The organism is Pseudomonas endophytica (assembly GCF_001411475.1).
Lineage (GTDB): Bacteria > Pseudomonadota > Gammaproteobacteria > Pseudomonadales > Pseudomonadaceae > Aquipseudomonas > Aquipseudomonas endophytica.
In genome coordinates this window covers 1-18343 of record NZ_LLWH01000170.1, presented here as the reverse complement: position 1 = coordinate 18343, position 18343 = coordinate 1, and the positions used below count along the sequence as shown (strand labels likewise).

At 56.9% G+C, this 18343-nt stretch carries 16 protein-coding genes and 1 other RNA gene; 15 read left to right on the top strand and 2 right to left on the bottom strand.

Annotation, left to right across the window (positions count from 1 at the left end; genetic code table 11):
- Nucleotides 1-99 precede the first annotated feature (99 nt).
- Nucleotides 100-462 (bottom strand): YraN family protein, encoded by a 363-nt coding sequence (locus AQS70_RS13035; protein ID WP_055103188.1) that lies wholly within the window; start codon nt 460-462, stop codon nt 100-102.
- A complete protein-coding gene (locus AQS70_RS13030) occupies nt 462-2237 on the bottom strand; it encodes a penicillin-binding protein activator (protein WP_055103187.1) in 1776 nt (591 codons plus the stop codon). Before AQS70_RS13030 ends, AQS70_RS13035 begins: the two co-directional genes overlap by 1 nt.
- Nucleotides 2238-2471: 234 nt before the next feature.
- Here AQS70_RS13030 and rsmI point away from each other — a divergent pair, with 234 nt between their 5' ends.
- From rsmI to AQS70_RS12960, 15 genes are all read left to right on the top strand, one after another.
- On the top strand, nt 2472-3332 hold the full coding sequence (rsmI, locus tag AQS70_RS13025; RefSeq protein WP_082428104.1) for a 16S rRNA (cytidine(1402)-2'-O)-methyltransferase: 861 nt from the start codon (nt 2472-2474) through the stop codon (nt 3330-3332).
- A 124-nt stretch (nt 3333-3456) separates the two neighbouring features.
- Nucleotides 3457-3810, top strand: an RNA gene (gene rnpB / locus AQS70_RS13135) — RNase P RNA component class A.
- Between the two features lie 362 nt (nt 3811-4172).
- The gene (gene mraZ / locus AQS70_RS13020) at nt 4173-4628 is read left to right on the top strand and encodes a division/cell wall cluster transcriptional repressor MraZ (RefSeq protein ID WP_055103185.1); all 456 of its coding nucleotides are present in this window, start codon (nt 4173-4175) and stop codon (nt 4626-4628) included.
- Nucleotides 4625-5572 carry a 16S rRNA (cytosine(1402)-N(4))-methyltransferase RsmH gene (rsmH, locus tag AQS70_RS13015; RefSeq protein WP_055103184.1) on the top strand — a complete coding sequence of 316 codons (948 nt, stop codon included), beginning with the start codon at nt 4625-4627 and terminating at the stop codon, nt 5570-5572. The genes mraZ and rsmH overlap by 4 nt, the downstream gene beginning before the upstream one ends.
- Nucleotides 5569-5862, top strand: coding sequence for a cell division protein FtsL (ftsL, locus tag AQS70_RS13010; protein ID WP_055103183.1), 294 nt, complete (start codon nt 5569-5571; stop codon nt 5860-5862). Before rsmH ends, ftsL begins: the two co-directional genes overlap by 4 nt.
- A complete protein-coding gene (locus tag AQS70_RS13005; RefSeq protein ID WP_055103182.1) occupies nt 5859-7601 on the top strand; it encodes a peptidoglycan D,D-transpeptidase FtsI family protein in 1743 nt (580 codons plus the stop codon). The genes ftsL and AQS70_RS13005 overlap by 4 nt, the downstream gene beginning before the upstream one ends.
- A complete protein-coding gene (locus AQS70_RS13000; RefSeq protein WP_055103181.1) occupies nt 7601-9064 on the top strand; it encodes a UDP-N-acetylmuramoyl-L-alanyl-D-glutamate--2,6-diaminopimelate ligase in 1464 nt (487 codons plus the stop codon). Before AQS70_RS13005 ends, AQS70_RS13000 begins: the two co-directional genes overlap by 1 nt.
- Entirely contained in the window at nt 9057-10424 is a 1368-nt protein-coding gene (locus tag AQS70_RS12995; protein ID WP_055103180.1) for a UDP-N-acetylmuramoyl-tripeptide--D-alanyl-D-alanine ligase, read from the top strand. Before AQS70_RS13000 ends, AQS70_RS12995 begins: the two co-directional genes overlap by 8 nt.
- A complete protein-coding gene (mraY, locus tag AQS70_RS12990) occupies nt 10424-11506 on the top strand; it encodes a phospho-N-acetylmuramoyl-pentapeptide-transferase (RefSeq protein ID WP_055103179.1) in 1083 nt (360 codons plus the stop codon). The genes AQS70_RS12995 and mraY overlap by 1 nt, the downstream gene beginning before the upstream one ends.
- Before the next feature lie 5 nt (nt 11507-11511).
- A complete protein-coding gene (gene murD, locus AQS70_RS12985) occupies nt 11512-12858 on the top strand; it encodes a UDP-N-acetylmuramoyl-L-alanine--D-glutamate ligase (RefSeq protein WP_055103178.1) in 1347 nt (448 codons plus the stop codon).
- On the top strand, nt 12855-14069 hold the full coding sequence (gene ftsW / locus AQS70_RS12980) for a putative lipid II flippase FtsW (protein WP_055103177.1): 1215 nt from the start codon (nt 12855-12857) through the stop codon (nt 14067-14069). The genes murD and ftsW overlap by 4 nt, the downstream gene beginning before the upstream one ends.
- Nucleotides 14059-15129: an undecaprenyldiphospho-muramoylpentapeptide beta-N-acetylglucosaminyltransferase gene (gene murG, locus AQS70_RS12975; protein ID WP_055103176.1), complete on the top strand. Its 1071-nt coding sequence runs from the start codon at nt 14059-14061 to the stop codon at nt 15127-15129. The genes ftsW and murG overlap by 11 nt, the downstream gene beginning before the upstream one ends.
- Nucleotides 15122-16582 (top strand): UDP-N-acetylmuramate--L-alanine ligase, encoded by a 1461-nt coding sequence (gene murC / locus AQS70_RS12970; RefSeq protein ID WP_055103175.1) that lies wholly within the window; start codon nt 15122-15124, stop codon nt 16580-16582. The genes murG and murC overlap by 8 nt, the downstream gene beginning before the upstream one ends.
- Nucleotides 16579-17535, top strand: coding sequence for a D-alanine--D-alanine ligase (locus tag AQS70_RS12965; RefSeq protein WP_055103174.1), 957 nt, complete (start codon nt 16579-16581; stop codon nt 17533-17535). Before murC ends, AQS70_RS12965 begins: the two co-directional genes overlap by 4 nt.
- Before the next feature lie 4 nt (nt 17536-17539).
- Nucleotides 17540-18343 (top strand): cell division protein FtsQ/DivIB (locus AQS70_RS12960; protein WP_055103205.1); only part of this gene is annotated, 804 nt, incomplete at its 3' end.

Genomic DNA, 18343 nt, shown 5'->3' with positions numbered 1-18343 from the left:
TCAGTTAAACCTGAGTGACTTCCCGGCACAAAAATGTGCAGCCCGCAAAGCAAAGCAAAAATCGTTTAAAAAAGGATGCTCAAATCGACCCTGCAGCTTTTAGCTGTCAAAGGCGTTGCGTAGCCAGTTCAAATGAGGTGTTGCGCTATCCATGGCTACGACGTCGAATCGGCAAGGGTGGTTGGCCCAGCGTGACTCGCGTTGCAAGAAGTACTGGGCTGCCACTATCAGCTTTTGACGCTTACGTGCGTCAATGCTTGCTAGCGCGCCTCCCCATTGCGCGTGTTGTCGGTAACGAACTTCGACGAATACTACTGTATCGCCGTCAAGCATGACCAGATCCAGCTCCCCACGCTTGCATAGCCAATTTTGCGCCAGCAAGCGTAAACCGTGTTGCTCAAGATGCCGCAGCGCAGTGCGCTCGGCATCTTTACCTGTTTGCTGGCTTGAGCGATCTGGCATTAGTTAGGTGTGTCGGGCAGGCGTTGGACCTGGCCATTAACAAATTCGGCCCATGGCAACTGACGTTCAATGCGCTGGGTCGGGTCCATGCTGAGGCTGCCGGACAATCCGTCGATGCGATTCTCAGGCAGTGCTTTCAGTTGGCCCAGCCGAGACGACAACTGATAAGCATCCACGCCCATTGCGTACAGGCGCCCCAAGCTACCACCGGCTTGTGGCCATTGAGCCGCGACTTGCTGGCGCAGTGGGTTGGCGGTGTCGAGTAACCACGGGGTTTCACAAAAACGGATGCCGTTCATGTCTTTGTACTGGTTTTGGTCGCCGTTGGCGCTATAGACGTGAGAGGTGGCGTAGACCGGAATGTCACCTGCGTACTGATAGTTCAGGGTCGGTTTGATCTGTTGTGCTTGCTGTGGCGTTGCGGCCAAGAAGATGAACTGCATGTCTTGGCGACGTGATGGCTGAGAGGAACCTCCCGTTTTGCGCAGTTGCACCAGATCGGCCACTTGCTGGGCTAGAGCGACAGGCTTGTCGATGTGTTCGACGCCAACGATAGTGCCGCCGTTGGCTTCCCATTCATCACGGAATGCTTTGAGTACGCGGTCGCCCCATTCGCCTTGCGGCACCATGGCGCCTGCGCTAGTCAAGCCGTCGGCATGAGCGCGGCGTGCGACTTCGCGAGCTTCGTCTTCAGCAGCAAGGCCAAACTGAAACAGTTGAGCCGGGCCTTGGGCACCGCCTTCGCTGTAGTTCAGTGCCAGTGTAGTGATTGGCAGCTGTTGATGAACATTCAACTGTTTGACCAGTGATTTTTCTAGAGGGCCTACCACCAGTTGCACGCCATCGGCTTGGGCCTGGCGATAGAAGTCATCCACTGAGGTCAGGCGCGAGCTGTCATAAAACTGAATGCTTGGCGGATTTTGACCTGCTTGCTGTGCTTGGTAGTGTGCAGCCATAAAACCGTCACGCAGTGCTTTGCTGACAGAGGCCAATTGGCCGTCCTGCGGCAGCAGCAGGGCGATTTTGGTCAGCGGTTGGCTGGCCAACTCCTTGAGCTTGATTAGGGTTGCCGGCAATTGAATAGCGGCCGGGTGTGTAGGGTTTTGCGCGCGCCATTGGTCGATAGCGTCTTGCTGTTCTTGCAGGCTGCTTGCGCTCTTGACGGCAAGCGCCAAGGACATCCAACCACCCAGCACGCCTGGCTCTGGTGTCCGCAGTTGGTCAGCCGGTAAGGCGGCAACCAGTGCCCAGATATCCTCGTTATTGCTGTTGGCTGGTTCGCCGGTCAGGCCTTGGCCCATGGTTACGCGCTCGCGAGCGGCGGCCAAAGTTTGGCCATCAGCTTCCAGTGCTTGAGCGCGAACCATGTGAGTACGAGTCTGCAAGTCAGCTGGCATCTCGTTGAGGCGCGATACGCTTGGGTGATTGAGTGCGGCCAGTGCTTCTTTAGGCTGATTGCGACTCATCGCCAGTTCAGCGGCCAAGGTGCTGGCAAATACTTGTTGTGCAGGCTTGAGCTGATCAAGCGGCACCTGCGCGAGAATTTGCTCTGCGCGTTGATTATTGTGTTGGCGGATGGCGAGGTCGGTAGCGGACAGGCGCAATAGAGCTGACTTTTCCGGGTCTTTGGTCGCAGAGGCCTCTTGCAGCAGCTGTTCCAAGCTGGCATCAGGTGTACGAGGGAGTTCGCCAAGGCTGGACGAGGGCGAGCTGGCGCAGGCCGCCAGCAGGGCAGCGAGGCAGAGGGCAGTGAACAGCCGCAGGCAAGCGATCATGAAGTGTTCCTGATACTCGAGCAAATGAGTTGCGAAGTGTACCCAAGCGCTAGCCGGTACGCGATCTTACTGGTGATAAAGCTTAACTTTAGATGAGTTATGCCCAGGTGAAGCAGAGTGTTTTATGAATTGAGCATTTTGAAGGTGCCTTTTGGGTGCGTTGGGTAAGCTTCTACGCGCTACAATGGCGCCTTTAACTCTCAAGAGGTGCGCGTTTTGACTGCTCCAGGTGCTTTGAATTCCGTTGTTGGCTCACTTTATGTGGTGGCCACGCCCATCGGTAACCTGGATGACATCAGCGCGCGCGCGCTCAAAGTGCTGCGTGAGGTGTCGCTGATAGCGGCCGAAGATACGCGCCACTCGCTGCGTTTGTTGCAGCATTTTGGCATCGCTACGCCACTAGGCGCCTGCCACGAGCATAACGAGCGCGATGAGGGCAACCGCTTTATCCAGCGCTTACTGGCGGGTGAGGATGTGGCCTTGATCTCTGATGCCGGTACGCCGTTGATCTCTGATCCGGGCTATCACTTGGTACGTCAGGCGCGTGCGGCCGGGGTCCGGGTGGTGCCGGTGCCGGGAGCATGTGCGCTGATTGCCGCCTTATCGGCAGCCGGGTTGCCTTCTGATCGGTTTATCTTTGAGGGGTTCTTGCCGGCCAAGGCCGTTGGCCGGCGTTCACGTTTAGAGCTTTTAAAAGAAGAGTCGCGAACGCTGATCTTTTACGAAGCGCCGCATCGCATCCTTGAATGCCTGCAAGATATGGAGTCGGTGTTTGGTGCTGATCGCCCGGCACTGCTGGCGCGAGAGCTAACCAAAACCTTCGAAACCCTCAAAGGTTTGCCATTGGCTGAACTGCGAGCGTTTGTTGAAGCAGATAGTAATCAGCAGCGTGGTGAGTGCGTTGTACTGGTTGCGGGTTGGACTGCACCTGAAACGGATCAAGTTGTCAGCAATGAAGCGATGCGTATTCTTAATTTGTTACTCAAAGAAATGCCACTCAAGCGAGCCGCTGCATTGGCTGCTGAAATAACCGGTGAGCGCAAAAATGTGTTGTACCAAGTTGCTCTTGAGAAGCAAAAAGCAGAATCGCAGTAGTGGCACTTTGCCCTGTCTATGGATGTTAGGTTAATAAATGAAGGGGCTGAAGTTTGATGATTGAGCGTAATTGGATGCTTTAACGCTTGTTCTATACGCTCTGTACAGTTAACCTTCGCGCCGGAGAGTCGATTGGACAGTCGCTGCCTTCTATGAAAATTAGAGGGGGGAGGAAAGTCCGGGCTCCATAGGGCGAAGTGCCAGGTAATGCCTGGGAGGCGTGAGCCTACGGAAAGTGCCACAGAAAACAACCGCCTAAGCGCTTCGGCGCCGGTAAGGGTGAAAAGGTGCGGTAAGAGCGCACCGCGCGACTGGCAACAGTTCGTGGCTAGGTAAACCCCACTTGGAGCAAGACCAAATAGGGTCCCAAGGCGTGGCCCGCGCTGGGACCGGGTAGGTTGCTAAAGATGTCCAGTGATGGCCATCGTAGACGAATGACTGTTCACGACAGAACCCGGCTTACAGATCGACTCTCCACCTTTTTTCCCCTGCTTGTTTCTCAAGCAGGTTGGCAGTTTGAAATACTCGCTCTACCCCCCCCCCCTCGCTTTACTTACAAGCAGCACCGCCCATCTTAAATGTCAAAACCTTTAATCTTAAGAAACCACTTTAAGTTTGAAGTCTTGCGCATTGAATTAGCAGCTTATAGCTCGCTTAGAAAACCCCTCTCTTATTCCTGTACGTCTATTTACCCGCCTAAATCTCCGTAATGTAAGGATTTTCCTTTAGGCCGCGCCTTGACGGTGTGGTGGGCGCATTCCTATAGTGTGCATAAGTGGCGAAAAGTGGCGTGAAGTGGGTTTTCAAGACGTAAAACACTAAATTTTGGAGTGACGCCTCGTGTTTCGCGGAGCTAACGCAATCAGTCTCGATGCTAAGGGCCGTCTCGCGATGCCGAGCCGGTACCGTGACGAGCTGAATTCGAGAAGCTCCGGGCAACTGATCGTGACTATTGATGCTGCTGATCCTTGCTTGTGTGTATATCCGCTCGATGAGTGGGAATTGATTGAAACCAAGCTGCGAGCGTTGCCTTCGTTGCGTGAAGAAAACCGGCGTCTGCAACGCCTACTGATTGGTAATGCCGTCGACCTTGAACTAGACGGCAGTGGTCGTTTTCTGGTGCCGCCGCGTTTGCGTGAGTATGCCAAGTTGGACAAGCGCGCAATGTTGGTGGGCCAATTGAACAAGTTTCAACTATGGGACGAGGATGCTTGGGAAGCTGTTTCTGCCGCCGACCTTGCAGCCATTCAACAACCGGGCGCGATGCCTGATGAACTGCGTGATTTAATTCTGTGACTATTGATAGCGACTTCAACCACATCACCGTGCTGCTCGATGAAGCCGTAGAGGCTCTCGCCGTACGCCCTGATGGATGCTATCTGGACGGTACCTTTGGTCGCGGCGGACATAGCCGCCTGATACTCCAGAATCTAGGCCCAGAAGGACGCCTTCTTGGGTTTGATAAAGATCCCCAAGCGATTGCCACCGGGCAAGCGCTAGCGGCCGAAGACGGCCGCTTTGTCATTGTGCAGCGCAGTTTTGCCGAGATGGGATCCGAAGTCACCGAGCGCGACTTGGCAGGCAAGGTCAGCGGTGTACTGCTCGACCTCGGCGTCTCTTCGCCGCAGCTTGACGACCCGGCGCGTGGCTTCAGCTTTATGAATGATGGGCCGTTGGATATGCGCATGAACCCGAGCGCGGGTATCAGCGCTGCGGAATTCGTGAACACAGCCTCTCACGAAGAAATCACCCGTGTGTTCAAAGAGTACGGCGAAGAGCGCTATGCAGGTCGCATGGCGCGTGCCGTGGTAGAACGTCGTGAAATCACGCCGTTCGAGCGCACTGGCGACCTCGCTGAAGTGCTGAAAGTAGCCAATCCGGCTTGGGAAAAGGGTAAACACCCCGCAACCCGCACCTTTCAGGGCCTGCGCATTCACGTTAATAACGAACTGGGAGATCTAAGGGCCGGTCTTGAGGCTGCCTTAGAGTCGCTGGAAGTCGGCGGACGTTTAGTCGTCATCAGTTTCCATTCGCTCGAAGACCGCATTGTTAAGTTATTTATGCGCGATTTGGTTAAAGGTGAGCCGGACAACCTGCCTCGCGGCTTGCCCGTGCAGCACAAAGCCTTTGAACCCAAAATTAAAATTCATGGCAAGGCACAGTTCGCGTCTGATGCAGAACTGAAGGCTAATCCGCGCTCGCGCAGCGCTGTCATGCGCGTTGCGGAGAAGCTTCGTTGAACAAGCTTTTCGCCAAACCACTTCCCGGCGGAAGTTTTTTCATGCTGCTGTTGTTTGTGGCCGTGCTGGTTTCGGCTGTGGCCGTTTCTTATAGCGCGCACTGGAACCGTCAACTGCTCAACACCTTGTACGGGGAGTTGAGCGTGCGTGATAAGGCTCAGGCCGAATGGGGGCGTCTGATTCTTGAGCAAAGCACCTGGACCGCCCATAGCCGCATCGAAACGTTGGCTAGCGAACAGCTAAAAATGCACATTCCAGGTGCTGCAGACGTTCGTATGGTGACGCCATGATCAAACTCGATGGCGCGCTGTACCCGTGGCGTTTTCGCTTGGTGCTGGGGTTGCTGGCACTGCTGGTAGGCGCGATCATCGCGCAGATTGTCTACCTGCAAGTGATCGACCACGACTTCCTCAAAGGTCAGGGTGACGCCCGTAGCTTGCGGCACATCACCATCCCGGCTCACCGTGGCTTGATTACTGACCGTAATGGCGAGCCGTTAGCGGTCAGTACACCGGTCACCACCTTGTGGGCCAACCCCAAAGAAATGCAGGCGACCAAAAATCGCTGGCCCGCCTTGGCCCGTGCGCTCGGGCAAGACCCTAAAGTGCTGACTGCACGCCTTGAGCAGCAAGCCAGTAAAGAATTTATTTACCTGGTGCGAGGCCTAACGCCAGAGCAAGGGCAAGTTGTACTCGACCTTAAAGTGCCGGGTGTTTACGGCATTGAAGAGTTCCGTCGTTTTTACCCCGCGGGTGAAGTCACCGCGCACATGGTTGGTTTTACCGACATTGACGACAAAGGGCGCGAAGGCGTCGAGTTGGCCTATGACGAATGGCTGGCTGGTGTGCCGGGCAAGCGACAGGTCATCAAGGATCGACGCGGCCGTCTGATCAAAGACATTCAAGTCACCAAAAACGCCAAGGCAGGGAAGACCTTGGCGTTGTCGATTGACCTGCGCCTGCAATATCTGGCTAACCGAGAACTGCGCAATGCGCTAGTTGAGAACGGCGCTAAGGCCGGCAGCTTGGTGATCATGGACGTTAAGACCGGCGAAATTCTGGCCATGGTCAACCAGCCAACCTACAACCCCAACAACCGTCGCAACCTGCAACCCGCGATGATGCGTAACCGCGCCATGATCGACGTGTTTGAGCCAGGCTCCACGGTTAAACCGATTTCCATGAGTGCGGCACTAGAAACCGGTCGTTGGAAGCCGACCGACAAAGTTGAGGTGTATCCGGGCACATTACAGCTGGGCAAATACACGATTCGCGACGTATCGCGTACTGAAGGCCCAGTGCTGGACCTGACCGGTATTTTGATTAACTCCAGTAACGTGGGCATGAGTAAGGTCGCCTTCGATATTGGCGGCGAAGCGATTTTCCGTCAGATGGCCAAAATGGGCTTGGGTCAGGACACCGGTCTGGGCTTCCCGGGCGAGCGTGTGGGTAACCTGCCGAACTACCGAGAGTGGCGTAAAGCCGAAACCGCGACCCTGTCCTACGGCTACGGTGTTTCTGTCACGGCGATCCAACTGGTGCATGCGTTTTCGGCCATGGCCAACAACGGCAAACTCGCACCGCTGACCCTGCTTAAAAGCGATAAACCCGCACAGGCCGTGCAAGTGATGCCTGAGCAGGTCGCCAAAACCTTGCAAGGTATGTTGCAAGAAGTGATCGAAAACCCGCGGGGCGTATGGCGCGCCAAGGTTCCTGCGTATCACGTTGGCGGCAAGTCGGGTACTGCACGTAAAACATCGGGCGGCGGCGTCAAAGGCTACGCCGTTAACTCTTACCGCTCCCTGTTCGCCGGCTTTGGTCCGATGAGCGACCCTCGTTACGCGATCGTGGTTGTGATCGATGAGCCGAGCAAAGCGGGTTACTTCGGTGGTCTGGTATCGGCGCCGGTCTTTAGCAAAGTGATGTCCGGGACTTTGCGCCTGATGAACGTGACCCCTGACAACCTGCCGACGGCAGCGGAGCAACAAGCAGCAGCGACAGCTGCAGCGGCTAAAGGAGGGCGCGGCTAATGTCCCTGAGCCTGAAAAAGATTTTCCCTCACGCCGGTCACGATCTGATGATCCGTGAGTTAACCCTTGATAGCCGCCAAGTGCGTGCGGGTGATCTATTCCTCGCCGTGCCGGGTGCCAAGCTCGATGGTCGTGAGCATATAGCTGATGCCCTGCAACGTGGCGCGGCAGCGGTAGCCTATGAAGCACAAGGCGCCTCGGTGTTACCGATTACCGATGTGCCGCTGATTCCGGTTAAAGGGTTGATTGCTCAACTGTCGGACTTGGCCGGTCGTTTTTACGGTGAGCCAAGCCATCCGCTGAATCTGGTCGGCGTCACGGGCACCAATGGCAAAACCAGCGTGACCCAACTGGTTGCGCAAGCGCTTGATCATTTGGGGCAGCATTGCGGCATCGTCGGGACGCTGGGAACCGGTTTTTATGGTGCGCTGCAAAGCGGCCGCCACACCACGCCCGATCCGATTGCAGTACAAGCGATGCTGGCTGACCTGAAAAAGGCCGGTGCTAAAGCGATTGCCATGGAAGTTTCGTCCCACGGGCTGGATCAAGGCCGAGTTAGCGCCCTAGCATTTGACGTGGCGGTTCTGACCAATTTGTCTCGTGATCATCTTGACTACCACGGCACCATGCAGGCTTACGCTGCGGCCAAGGCCAAACTATTTGCTTGGCCTGACCTGCGTTGCCGAGTACTGAACCTAGATGATGATTTCGGTCGTCAACTGGCAGCTGAAAAGCACGACTCGCGCCTAATTAGCTACAGCCTTGAAGACAGCAGTGCTTACCTGTATTGCCGTGACGCGATTTTCGATGACGACGGTGTACGCGCCACGTTAGTTACCCCGCAAGGCGAGCATCTGTTGCGCAGTGCCTTGCTCGGCCGCTTCAACCTGAGCAACGTACTTGCGGCGATCGGCGCGCTGCTCGGCCTTGATTATGCGTTGGACGAAATTCTTAAAGTGCTGCCCAAGCTGGAAGGCCCCGTGGGGCGCATGCAACGCCTAGGTGGCGGCACCAAGCCGTTGGTAGTAGTTGATTACGCTCACACCCCGGACGCGCTGGAAAAAGTACTGCTCGCTCTGCGGCCTCACGCCAAAGGTCAATTAAAGTGCTTGTTCGGCTGCGGTGGTGACCGTGATCGCGGTAAGCGCCCGCTGATGGCGCAAGTGGTTGAGCGTTTGGCTGACGTAGCGCTGGTCACTGACGACAACCCTCGCACCGAAGATCCAGCACAGATTTTCACTGAGATTGGAGCAGGCTTTGCCAACGCCGATCAGGTGGACTTTGTTGCCGGTCGGGGTGAGGCTATTGCGCAAATCATCGCCAACGCACGTGCTGAAGACGTCATCGTGCTGGCGGGCAAAGGTCACGAGGACTATCAAGAAATCAACGGCGAACGCCACGACTTCTCTGACCTGGTCGAGGCCGAAAAAGCCTTGAATGCTTGGGAGGTTGCCCATGCTTAAGCCGCTGCTGTTGAGTGAAGTTGCTAGCGCCCTTAACGGCCGTTTGGTCAGTGCGGACAGCCGTTTCGAGGGAGTGAGCATCGACAGCCGAGCAATCAGCCAAGGCCAGCTATTTATTGCCCTGACAGGCCCGCGCTTCGATGGCCATGACTACTTGAACGAGGTGGCGGCCAAAGGTGCCGTGGCCGCGCTGGTGGAGCGAGAAGTGCCTGAATCGGCTTTGCCGCAGCTGGTCGTCCAGGACACCCGCCACGCTTTGGGCCAACTGGGCGCGCTGAATCGTGCCGGTTACGACAAACCTGTAGCAGCGATTACCGGCTCCAGCGGCAAAACCACCGTTAAAGAAATGCTCGCCTGTATCCTGCGCACACGCGGCCCGGTGCTGGCGACCAAAGGTAATTTGAATAACGACTTGGGCGTGCCGCTGACGCTGCTCGAACTGACGCAAGAACACACAGCAGCTGTCATCGAACTGGGTGCTTCGCGCCTTGGCGAAATCGCCTACACCGTTGCCATGACCAAACCCCATGTTGCGGTATTGAACAATGCTGGCACCGCTCACGTAGGCGAGTTTGGCGGGCCCGACAAAATCGTCGAGGCCAAAGGTGAAATTATTGAAGGGCTGGCGGCCGACGGCATCGCGGTGCTGAATGTGGACGACAAGGCCTTTGGCATCTGGCAAGCCCGCGCCAACGGCCGCTCCGTGCTTAGCTTCTCCCTGAACAATCCGGATGCGACGTTTTACGCCAGTGATGTGAGCCGAGATGCACGCGGTTGCCCACGTTTCACTTTGCACAGCCCACAAGGCGCCGAGTGGATTCAACTCAACCTGCTGGGCACCCATAACGTGGCCAATGCATTGGCTGCTGCGGCGGCGGCTCATGCGTTGGGCGTGTCGCTATTCGGGATCAAAACGGGCCTCGAAGCGGTGCAGCCGGTCAAAGGGCGCACAGTCGCTCAAGTGACTAGCACAGGTCTGCGAATTATTGATGACACTTACAACGCAAACCCCACCTCAATGTGCGCTGCCGTTGATATACTCGCCGGCTTTTCCGGTCGCACCGTCCTGGTGCTCGGAGACATTGGCGAGTTAGGTGAGTGGGCGGAGCAAGGACATCGTGATGTAGGCGCTTATGCCGCCGACAAGGTTTCAGCGCTTTACGCGGTGGGGCCGCTGATGGCTCATGCCGTCGCTGCATTTGGACACCAGGCTCGCCACTTTGCCAATCAGGCTGATCTGATCAAGGCACTTCGCTCTGAGCACGAAACAAACACCACTATTTTGATTAAGGGTTCGCGCAGCGCAGCGATGGAAAACGTCGTTGCGGCACTGTGCGATTCCTGCGGGGAGAAACATTAATGCTGCTGCTTCTAGCGGAGTATCTACAACAGTTCTACAAAGGCTTCGCGGTCTTCCAGTACTTATCCCTGCGCGGGATTCTGGGCGTACTGACCGCGTTGTCGTTGTCGCTGTGCTTGGGACCGTGGATGATCCGCACCTTGCAAAACCGTCAGATCGGCCAATCGGTGCGTAATGATGGCCCACAGTCACACTTGTCCAAATCGGGCACGCCTACTATGGGCGGCGCGCTAATCCTCTCTGCTATTACGATCAGTACTTTGCTTTGGGCTGACCTGAGCAACCGTTATGTCTGGGTAGTGTTGCTGGTGACTCTGTTATTCGGCGCCATCGGTTGGGTTGACGATTACCGTAAGGTCATCGAAAAGAACTCGCGTGGTTTGCCAAGCCGCTGGAAATACTTCTGGCAGTCGGTGTTTGGTCTTGCGGCGGCTATCTTTCTGTACGTGACCGCGCCCAGTGCCGTCGAAACGACCTTGATTCTGCCGATCCTCAAAGATGCCAGCATCCCGTTGGGCATTGGCTTTGTGGTACTGACCTACTTTGTGATCGTGGGTTCGAGTAACGCAGTCAACTTGACCGATGGCCTCGACGGCTTGGCGATCATGCCGACGGTGATGGTCGGTGGCGCGCTGGGTATTTTTTGCTACCTGTCGGGCAACATGAAGTTTGCGGACTACCTGCTGATCCCGTACGTCCCTGGGGCGGGGGAGTTGATTGTGTTCTGCGGCGCACTGATAGGTGCTGGCCTTGGTTTCCTGTGGTTCAACACCTACCCGGCACAAGTGTTCATGGGTGACGTCGGCGCATTGGCGCTGGGCGCAGCCTTGGGCACCATCGCGGTCATCGTGCGTCAGGAAATCGTGTTGTTCATCATGGGCGGTGTGTTTGTGATGGAGACCTTGTCGGTGGTCATCCAGGTCGCGTCGTTCAAGCTGACCGGCAAGCGGGTGTTCCGCATGGCGCCCATACACCACCACTTTGAACTCAAGGGTTGGCCCGAGCCACGTGTGATTGTCCGCTTCTGGATTATCACCGTGATCCTCGTGTTGGTCGGTCTTGCCACGCTGAAGCTGAGGTAGAACCTGTGTCTCTGATTGCTTCTGACCATTTCCGCATCGTTGTCGGCCTCGGCAAGAGCGGCATGTCTCTGGTGCGCTTCCTAGCGCAGCAGGGTGTGTCGTTTGCGGTGGCTGACACGCGGGACAATCCACCGGAGTTGGCTACGTTGCGCCGGGATTACCCGCAGGTGGATGTGCGTTGTGGCGAACTGGACGTTGAGTTCCTTTGCCGTGCCGACGAACTCTACGTGAGCCCCGGTTTGGCATTAGCGACGCCTGCACTGCAAGCGGCGGCAGCCCGGGGCGTTAAGCTTTCAGGCGACATCGACCTGTTCGCGCGTAACGTAAAAGCACCGATCGTGGCAATCAGTGGTTCTAACGCCAAAAGCACCGTCACTACCTTGGTCGGCGAAATGGCCGTGGCTGCGGGTAAGCGTGTGGCCGTTGGCGGTAACCTCGGTACACCGGCGTTAGACTTGCTCAGCGATGACGTCGAGCTGTACGTCATGGAATTGTCCAGCTTCCAGCTTGAAACCACTCACCAGTTGGGCGCCGAAGTCGCCACTGTGCTTAACATCAGCGAAGACCACATGGACCGCTACACGGGCTTGCCGGCGTACCACTTGGCCAAGCACCGGATTTTCCGTGGCGCTCGTCAGGTGGTGTTCAACCGTCAAGATGCACTCACCCGTCCGTTGGTGGGTGAAGGGCTGCCGTGCTGGTCATTCGGTCTGAGCGCTCCAGACTTCAAAGCGTTCGGTGTGCGCGAAGAGCAGGGTGAAAAGTACCTCGCTTTCGGGTTGCAGAACTTGATGCCGGTTCGCGAATTGAAAATCCGTGGTGCGCATAACCAAGCTAACGCTTTGGCTGCGCTGGCATTGGGGCATGCCGTGGGCTTGCCGTTCGACGCCATGTTGACCAGCCTGCGCAGCTTCGCCGGTCTAGAGCACCGTTGCCAATGGGTGCGGGAGCTGGACGGCGTTAGTTATTACAACGATTCCAAAGCCACTAATGTCGGGGCTGCGCTGGCCGCGATTGATGGCTTGGGTTCGGACATGCACGGTCAGTTGATTCTCATCGCTGGCGGTGATGGCAAGGGCGCAGATTTCAGCGGCCTGCGCGCCTCAGTCGCCAAGTACTGCCGCGCTGTCGTGTTGATGGGGCGCGACGCAGGTTTGATCGCGGATGCGCTCGGCGACGCGGTGCCGCTAGTGCGGGTTAGTACGCTAGACGAAGCCATCGCGCAAAGCCGCTCACTGGCGTGCGCCGGTGATGCAGTGTTGCTGTCGCCTGCCTGTGCCAGCTTTGACATGTTCAAAAACTACGAAGAACGCGGCCACCTCTTTGCGCGCGCAGTGGGGGCCTTGGCATGATCTTTGGCTTCCTCAAACCTTATCCTTCGCCTTTGATCACAGGCCGTGGCATCGACCTCGACTTCCCCTTGCTGGCCGGTTGCTTAGCGTTGTTGGGGCTTGGGCTGGTAATGATCACCTCGGCATCCTCCGAAGTGGCGGCCTTGCAGTCTGGCAACACGCTGTACCACATGATCCGCCACCTGTTTTACATCGTGATCGGTTTGGTCGCGTGCATCATGACCATGATGGTGCCGATTGCGACTTGGCAACGTTTGGGCTTTATGCTGCTGCTGGGCGCGTTTGGCTTGCTGATCATGGTGTTGCTGCCGGGTATTGGCCGTGAGGTAAACGGCTCTATGCGCTGGATCGGCTTTAGCTTCTTTAACGTGCAACCTTCAGAAATCGCCAAAGTGTTTGTGGTGATCTACCTGGCAGGCTATCTGGTGCGCCAACAGAAAGAGGTTCGCGACAGTTGGATGGGCTTCTTCAAGCCTTTCATTGTGTTGTTGCCCATGGCCGGTCTGTTGCTGATGGAGCCTGACTTCGGTGCCACCGTTGTGATGATGGGGGCTGCGGCCGCCATGTTGTTCTTAGGCGGGGTTGGCCTGTTCCGCTTCGCGTTAATGGTGGCGTTGGCGGTGGGTGCAGTGTTCGTGCTGGTTCAAGCTCAGCCGTACCGCATGGCTCGTCTAATTACCTTTACCGACCCATGGTCTGATCAATTCGGTTCGGGCTATCAGCTGACACAAGCACTGATCGCGTTCGGTCGCGGTGAGTGGTTCGGGGTGGGCTTGGGCAACAGCGTACAGAAGCAGTTCTACCTGCCAGAAGCGCATACCGACTTCGTGTTCTCAGTTTTGGCCGAAGAGTTGGGCGTAGTGGGCTCGCTACTGACCGTGGCGCTGTTTGTGTTCATCTGTGTACGCGGCATGTACATCGGTCTGTGGGCTGAGCGCGCCAAACAATACTTCGCGGCTTACATGGCGTACGGCTTGTCGTTCCTGTGGATCGGCCAGTTCCTGATCAACATCGGGGTGAACGTCGGTTTGCTGCCGACCAAAGGTTTGACGTTGCCTTTCCTTAGCTATGGCGGCAGTTCCTTGGTGATTTGCTGTGTCTGCGTAGGCTTATTACTGCGCATCGAGTGGGAGAGCCGAACCCATTTGGGCAGTGAAGAAACAGATTTCAAAGAAAGCGACTTCGCAGAGGAGCCGAACCATGGGCGCTAATGTGCTGATCATGGCGGGCGGAACCGGCGGACATGTGTTCCCTGCGCTGGCCTGCGCGCGTGAGTTTGAGGCGCGTGGCTATACCGTGCACTGGCTCGGAACACCGCGTGGCATTGAAAACGAACTGGTTGAACCGGCGGGCTTCACCTTGCACCGGATCAACGTGGCGGGGCTGCGGGGTAAAAGCAAACTGTCGCTGCTCAAGGCGCCCTTTGTGCTGCTCAAGGCTTTGTTTCAGGCGCGTCGCATTATTCGTCAACTCAAGCCTGTGTGCGTACTCGGGTTCGGTGGCTATGTGACCGGGCCTGGCGGGTTAGCGGCCAAAACGTGCGGCGTGCCGGTGATTATTCACGAGCAAAACGCTGTCGCCGGTACGGCCAATCGTTTGTTGGTGCCGATGTCGAGCCGTGTGTGTGAAGCCTTCCCGCAGACGTTTGCCGCCTCGGACAAGCTGCGTACCACTGGCAACCCGGTGCGTCCTGAACTGTTAACTCTGGCGCCACGCGCAGCACTCGAAGGGCGCAAGGCGCGCCTGCTGGTGCTGGGCGGTAGCCTGGGGGCCGAGCCATTAAACAAACTACTGCCTGAAGCCTTGGCCAAAGTACCGGCGCAGGTTCGTCCTGAGGTGTTTCATCAGGCGGGCAAACAGCACGACCACATCACCGCCGAGCGTTACACCACGGTGGGTGTCGAGGCGGATGTACAGCCTTTTATCAAAGACATGGCCCACGCTTATGGCTGGGCCGACCTGGTGGTTTGTCGCGCAGGCGCGCTGACCGTCAGTGAACTGGCTGCGGCCGGTCTGCCTTCGTTGTTGGTGCCTTTGCCCCACGCGATTGACGACCATCAGAGCCGTAATGCTGACTTTTTGGCACGCGAGGGTGCAGCCCTCTTGATGCCACAAGCGACAACTGGCGCAGCCGAGCTGGCTGCACGCCTGAATGAGGTTTTGATGCAACCGCAACGACTCAACAGCATGGCGGCTAATGCTCGCCGCCTAGCCAAACCTGATGCCACCCGTAACGTCGTAGATATCTGCTTGGAGGTGGCCAATGGTTGAGAATCAAAAAGCCATGCCGCAACCCGAAATGCGCCGTATCCGCCGTATTCACTTCGTCGGTATTGGCGGTGTGGGCATGTGCGGAATTGCCGAAGTATTGCTCAACTTGGGCTATCAGGTGTCAGGTTCCGACCTCAATGCATCAGCCGTGACTGAGCGCCTTGAGTCGTTTGGCGCGCACATCTTTATCGGCCACCGCGCCGAAAACGCTGCCAATGCCGATGTACTGGTGGTGTCGAGTGCTGTGAACACCTCCAACCCAGAAGTCGCCAGTGCGCTGGAGCGCCGGATCCCGGTCGTGCCGCGGGCTGAGATGCTGGCTGAATTAATGCGCTATCGCCACGGCATCGCCGTTGCCGGTACTCACGGCAAAACCACCACCACCAGCCTGTTGGCCTCGGTGTTTGCGGCCGGTGGCCTGGACCCGACGTTCGTAATTGGTGGTCGTCTTAATGCAGCTGGCACCAATGCTCAACTGGGCACTAGCCGCTATTTGATCGCTGAAGCTGACGAAAGCGATGCCAGCTTCTTGCACTTGCAGCCGTTGGTCGCGGTGGTGACTAACATCGACGCCGACCACATGGCGACGTATGAAGGCGACTTCAACAAGTTAAAGAAAACCTTCGTCGAGTTCCTGCATAACTTGCCGTTCTACGGTTTGGCCGTGCTGTGCCTGGACGATCCGGTGGTGCGTGAAATCTTGCCTCAGGTTAAACGTCCGACCGTGACCTACGGCTTCAGCGAAGCGGCTGACGTGCGTGCAATCAATGTGCGCCAACAGGGGATGCAAACCTTCTTCACGGTCTTGCGCCCTGACCGCGAGCCGCTGGATGTGTCGGTTAACATGCCGGGCAATCACAACGTACTGAACGCCTTGGCCACTATCTGCATTGCCTCGGACGAAGGCATCAGCGATGAAGCCATTGTTAAAGGGTTGTCGGGCTTCCAGGGTGTGGGGCGTCGCTTCCAAGTCTACGGCGAGCTGCCGGTAGACGGCGGCAGCGTGATGCTGGTTGATGACTACGGTCACCACCCGACTGAAGTGGCGGCGGTGATCAAAGCCGTACGCGGTGGCTGGCCTGAGCGTCGGTTGGTCATGGTGTATCAGCCGCATCGTTTCAGCCGTACTCGTGATCTGTACGACGATTTCGTGCAGGTACTGGCCGACGCTAACGTGCTGCTGTTGATGGAAGTCTACCCGGCAGGCGAAGAGCCGATTCCGGGTGCTGACAGCCGTCAGTTGTGCCATAGCATTCGTCAGCGTGGCCAATTGGACCCTATCTATATTGAGCGCGGCGTTGAGCTGGCACCCATCGTCAAACCGCTGCTGCGCGCAGGCGACATTCTGTTGTGCCAAGGGGCGGGCGATATTGGTCGTCTGGCACCTCAACTTATCAAGAGCTCGTTGTTCGCTGGCGCGGTGAGCGCTGCTAGCGAGGGGACGTCGAAATGACAACTGCCTACGCCAATCTGTTTTCGACCATCGCCCCGGCTGATTTCGGCCGTGTGGCAGTACTGTTCGGCGGTAAGAGCGCTGAGCGTGAAGTGTCCTTGAAGTCCGGTAATGCCGTGCTTGAAGCGCTGCAAAGTGCTGGAGTCAATGCGTTTGGTATTGATGTGGGCGATGACTTCATTGCCCGCATCACCCAAGAAAAAATCGACCGCGCTTTCATCATTCTTCATGGCCGTGGCGGCGAAGACGGCAGCATGCAAGGGCTGCTGGAGTGCTTGGGCATCCCTTACACCGGCAGCGGCATCTTGGCCTCGGCATTGGCTATGGACAAGTTGCGCACCAAGCAGGTGTGGCACAGCTTGGGTATTCCAACACCACGTCACGCCGTGCTGAGCAGCGAAGCTGATTGTATTTCTGCAGCGAAGGAACTGAGCTTCCCTTTAATCGTCAAACCGGCGCATGAAGGTTCAAGTATCGGTATGGCGAAAGTGAACAGTGCAGATGAATTGATCGTTGCCTGGACTGACGCCAGTAAGTACGACTCGCAAGTGTTGGTTGAGCAATGGATCCACGGTCCGGAGTTCACCATCGCCACCCTGCGTGACCAGGTGCTGCCGCCAATTGCCCTTGGGACGCCACATACGTTCTACGACTACGACGCCAAATACGTGTCTGACGATACTCAGTATCGGATCCCGTGCGGCCTTAATAGCGACAAAGAGCAAGAGCTAATGGAACTCACAGCCAAAGCATGTGAGGCCATCGGGATTGCCGGCTGGGGCCGTCTGGACGTGATGCAAGACGTCGAGGGTCAGTTCTGGTTGCTTGAAGTCAACACGACGCCCGGCATGACCGACCATAGTCTGGTACCGATGGCCGCTAAGGCCGCGGGTCTTGATTTTCAACAATTGGTGCTGTCGATTCTGGCAGCCAGTGTAGAGGCGCGAGGTTAAGAACATGCCAGGCGCATCGCTTCGCCATCAGCAACCCGTTCCCGGCCGCAAGCCGGTGCCACGGGGTGCAAGCCGAATGGTGGCTAAAGAACCGATGTCGGCGCGTGCGTCAAAAGCCAATTTCGGCTTTTTGAAAGTGCTGTTTTGGCCTGTGCTGCTGGTGGCCCTTGGGTTTGGTACGTACGAAGGCGCACAGCGCTTGATGCCGTATGCGGATCGTCCGATCACCAATGTCAATGTGCAGGGTGATCTGACCTACATCAGCCAGCAGGCCGTGCAGCAGCGTATTGCTCCTTATGTGGCCGCGAGTTTCTTTACGGTCGATCTGGAAGGCATGCGTACCGAGCTTGAACAAATGCCATGGATTGCTCACGCCGAAGTCCGTCGGGTGTGGCCGGATCAAGTGGTCATTCGCCTTGAAGAGCAACTGCCGGTTGCGCGTTGGGGTGATGAGGCACTGCTTAATAACCAAGGCCAGGCGTTCACCCCGCGTGAGCTGGCCAACTACGAACATTTGCCGCAGCTGTTTGGTCCTCAAAGGGCTCAGCAGCAAGTGATGCAGCAGTATCAGGTGCTGAGCCAGATGCTGCGCCCGATGGGGTTTTCGATTGCCCGTCTGGAGTTGCGTGAGCGCGGCAGCTGGTTCCTGACCACCGGAGCTGGCAGTGCTGGGCCTGGGATCGAGCTGCTCTTGGGGCGCGATCACTTGGTAGAAAAAATGCGTCGCTTCATAGCCATCTATGAAAAAACGCTGAAAGAGCAGATTACAAACATAGCGCGCATTGATTTGCGTTATGCCAACGGATTG